4 protein-coding genes and 1 pseudogene are annotated in these 3277 nt (G+C 72.4%); 2 read left to right on the top strand and 3 right to left on the bottom strand.

The features are described 5' to 3' along the window. Nucleotides 1-663: 5-(carboxyamino)imidazole ribonucleotide synthase (locus IJH84_RS17825; protein WP_295146478.1), on the top strand; the 663-nt coding region annotated here is incomplete at its 5' end. 109 nt (nt 664-772) lie between these two features. Then, nucleotides 773-1288: pseudogene (purE, locus tag IJH84_RS17820) on the top strand (5-(carboxyamino)imidazole ribonucleotide mutase). A 19-nt stretch (nt 1289-1307) separates the two neighbouring features. Here purE and IJH84_RS17815 read toward each other — a convergent pair. The 3 genes from IJH84_RS17815 to IJH84_RS17805 form a co-directional block, all read right to left on the bottom strand. Next, complete coding sequence (locus tag IJH84_RS17815; protein ID WP_295146476.1) at nt 1308-1718, bottom strand: lasso peptide biosynthesis B2 protein; 411 nt, start codon at nt 1716-1718, stop codon at nt 1308-1310. Continuing rightward, nucleotides 1715-1975, bottom strand: a complete 261-nt coding sequence (locus IJH84_RS17810) for a lasso peptide biosynthesis PqqD family chaperone (RefSeq protein ID WP_200073405.1) — start codon at nt 1973-1975, stop codon at nt 1715-1717. The genes IJH84_RS17815 and IJH84_RS17810 overlap by 4 nt, the downstream gene beginning before the upstream one ends. Next, nucleotides 1953-3277 (bottom strand): asparagine synthase-related protein (locus IJH84_RS17805; RefSeq protein ID WP_295146473.1); only part of this gene is annotated, 1325 nt, incomplete at its 5' end. The genes IJH84_RS17810 and IJH84_RS17805, both read right to left, overlap by 23 nt.

Below are 3277 nucleotides of genomic sequence, written 5' to 3'. Positions count from 1 at the left end.
CTCGAAGCCGGCGCCGTGCTGCTGGCCGAGCAGCGGGTTCCGCTGCGCCGCGAGCTCGCCGCGCTGGTCGCGCGTTCCCCGTTCGGACAAGGCGCCGCGTGGCCGCTGGTCGAGACGGTGCAGTCGGAGGGGATCTGTGTGCAGGTTCTCGCGCCCGCCCCGGACGCCTCGGAGCAGCTGCGCGAGCAGGCGCAGAACATGGCGCTGCAGATCGCCGAAGAGCTCGGCGTGGTCGGCGTGCTGGCGGTGGAGCTGTTCGAGACCGCCGACGGCCTGGTGATCAACGAGCTGGCGATGCGGCCGCACAACTCGGGCCACTGGAGCATGGAGGGCGCGCTCACTTCGCAGTTCGAGCAGCACGTGCGGGCGGTGCTGGACTACCCGCTGGGCAGCACGGGCCTGACCGCGCCCGCCGTGGTCATGGCGAACGTGCTGGGCGCACCCACCGAACCGAAGATGGGCGTCGACGAGCGGATGCACCACCTGTTCGCGCGATTCCCGCACGCGAAGGTGCACCTCTACGGCAAGGCCGAGCGCCCAGGGCGCAAGATCGGGCACGTGAACGTGCTCGGCGAGGACATGAGCGCGGTGCGCCGCGAGGCCGACCTGGCCGCGCACTTCCTGTCGCACGGGGAATGGGCCGACGGCCACCTCGTGCACTGAGCGGCGCTGCCCGGCCGAAGGTTCTGAGTGAACGGACCGTTCGACCAATCTATTGGGGCGAACAGTCCGTTCACTCGACGTCGTTGGTGTGCGTGTGGAAGGGATCGGGATGGTGCAGCCGCTGGTCGGCGTGATCATGGGCAGCGACTCGGACTGGCCGGTGCTGCAGGCCGCCGGGGAAGCGCTCAGCGAGTTCGACGTGCCCTACGAGGTCGGCGTGTAGTCCGCGCACCGCACCCCGCAGCGGATGCTGGACTACGCGCGCAGCGCCGCCGACCGCGGCCTGCGGGCGATCATCGCCGGGGCCGGGGGAGCGGCGCACCTGCCGGGCATGGTGGCCGCGGCGACGGTGCTGCCGGTGATCGGCGTGCCGGTGCCGTTGAAGCACCTGGACGGGATGGACTCGCTGCTGTCGATCGTGCAGATGCCCGCGGGCGTGCCGGTCGCGACGGTCTCGGTCGGCGGTGCGCGCAATGCGGGGCTGCTCGCGGTTCGCACGCTCGCCGCGGATTCCGGGGAGCTCGGCACGCGCTTGCGGACCGCGATGGCCCGGTTCCAGTCCGACTTGGAATCGATGGTCCACGACAAGCACGCCGCCCTGCAGAGCCGCGCCACCGAGCAGTGAACCGCGAGGCGCTGAGCGCTCAGCGCGGCGGGATGCTTTGCAGGCGGCGGTAATGCGCCGACGCGTGCGGTTCGCCGACGGGGTGGCCGTCGACCTCGATCCAGGCGTGCGCCGCGAACGGCGCGGTGCGCACGCCCGTGCACCAGGTGGGCCACACTCCGCGCGCGCGGCACAGCAGCGCCGTGGCGATGGACCGCCGCAGCGGGCAGTCGGCGCTGCGCGGACTCACCGCGAGGACATCGCGCCTGGCCGCCAGCGCCAGCGTGGCACTCGCGGGCACGGCCCGGCGGCGGGCGAAGCGCAGCAGCTTGAGCTGTCGCGCGGGGCGCAGCAGCACGAGTAACCGCGCCAGCCCGACGGCCAGCAAGGCCGAAGCGCGTTGGCGCAGCGGCAGGTTCTCCCGGACGGGCAGGGTGACGGGCAGGCTCATGCCGACTCCAGCAGGGTGACGCTGCGCAGGCGTTCCACGATGGTGGCCACGTCTCGTTTCGCGCGGTGCGGCGGGATCCGGTGCCGCTCGGCGAGTTCCTGGGCGATGTGTTCGGTGTCCTGCCCCAGCAGCAGACCCCGCAGCACGTGCGTGCCGGTTCGGTTGAGCTGGAAGGACCGGCCGGTGCGCTCGTCGAGCAGCACGGTTCCCTCGGCGGTGTCGGTGGTGGCCACGTCAGGACGCAGTCGCAGGGACATCCGTTCTCCCGGTGCTTTCTCGGGTGGCGCTGCGCAGCCAGTTCTCGCAGCCCAGCAGGTGGTCGAGCTGGAACAGCGTGTGCTCGCCGACGTGCGGGGCCAGCAGGTGCCTGCGCAGCACGCCGGTGTCGATCAGATCGTGCTGGGCGAGTTCGGAATCGGCGAACAACGCCAGGATCGCGGCCCGGTTGCGCCGGAAACCGATGCGGATCGCCTCGCCGTCGCCGGTGTTCGCCCTGCGCGGCAGGGCACCGGGCAGCACCTCGCGCATCGCCTCGGCCAGCAGCGGCTTGTCCTCCCACGGGGAGCAGCGTTCGTGCGGGCGCACCGCCAGCACCGCTTCCACCACCCGGTCGTCGTGGAACGGCAGCTCCAGCCGCACGCCCGCCGCCGCGTAGCTGCGGGCGAGCCTGCGGTGCGCGGGCGCGCCGGTGCGCAGCGCGGACAGCAGCTGATGCGTCGCCCGGTCCGGTGCCAGCCGCTCGGTCTTGCGCGCGGTCCGGTGCAGCAGCGCACGCGTGGTGCTCACAGCTTCCGCGCTCGCCCACGGCGCCACGCGTACCGGGGCGGCTCCCCAGTCCAGTCGCGGGGCGTTCGAGTCGGGATAGGGCTCGGTGAGCCGATCCGCCTGTTCGTGCCACCAGCGTCCGACGTCGTGTGCGCTCAGCAGCGCGGAAATCGTCGGTGGCAGCGCCCAATTCCGCGCCGCGCGGTAGCCGCGCAGCCGCCGCAGCGCGGTGACCGGCCGGTGCCGCAGCAGTGCGTGCAGATGTGCGGGGCCGTCGTGGAACAGTTCTTCCCCGCCGTGCGCGGCGAAATGCCTGCGCACTCCGCGTTCGCCGAGAATTCGTGCGGAATACCGGATGCGGGCGGCGGTGCGCCAGCCCGGATAAGGATGTTCTGGATCGGCCGCTGCGTCCGGTTCGGCGAACATATCCGGGAGTTCCGCGTCGTCCAGCACGAGCGGTTCGGCCGATCGCCATTCCGGCGCCGCGGATTCGCGTCCGCCGTTTCCCATCCGCAGCGCGAGCAGATCCGAATTCCGCGCGGCCGCGAGCGAGCACAACGCGGCCGACTCCATTCCGCCGGACAGCTCCGATCCGGCGCGCCCGGCCTCGCCCGCGCCGGTTTCCATCGCGGATTCGAGTCGTTCCAGCAGGAACCGCGCGCCCCGGCGCAACGGCACCTCCGGCTCCGGCGGGTGCCACCAGCGCACCTCGGTGGCCCGGTGCCCGAGCAGCCGCAGGTAGCTGTCCGCGGGAACCGCGCGGATGCCGGACCAGATGCTCTGCCCGGCCAGCG

The organism is Saccharopolyspora sp., assembly GCF_017434145.1.
Lineage (GTDB): Bacteria > Actinomycetota > Actinomycetes > Mycobacteriales > Pseudonocardiaceae > Saccharopolyspora_C > Saccharopolyspora_C galaxeae.
The sequence above is the reverse complement of the archived record's forward strand: the minus strand, read 5'-3'. Positions and strand labels throughout refer to the sequence as shown.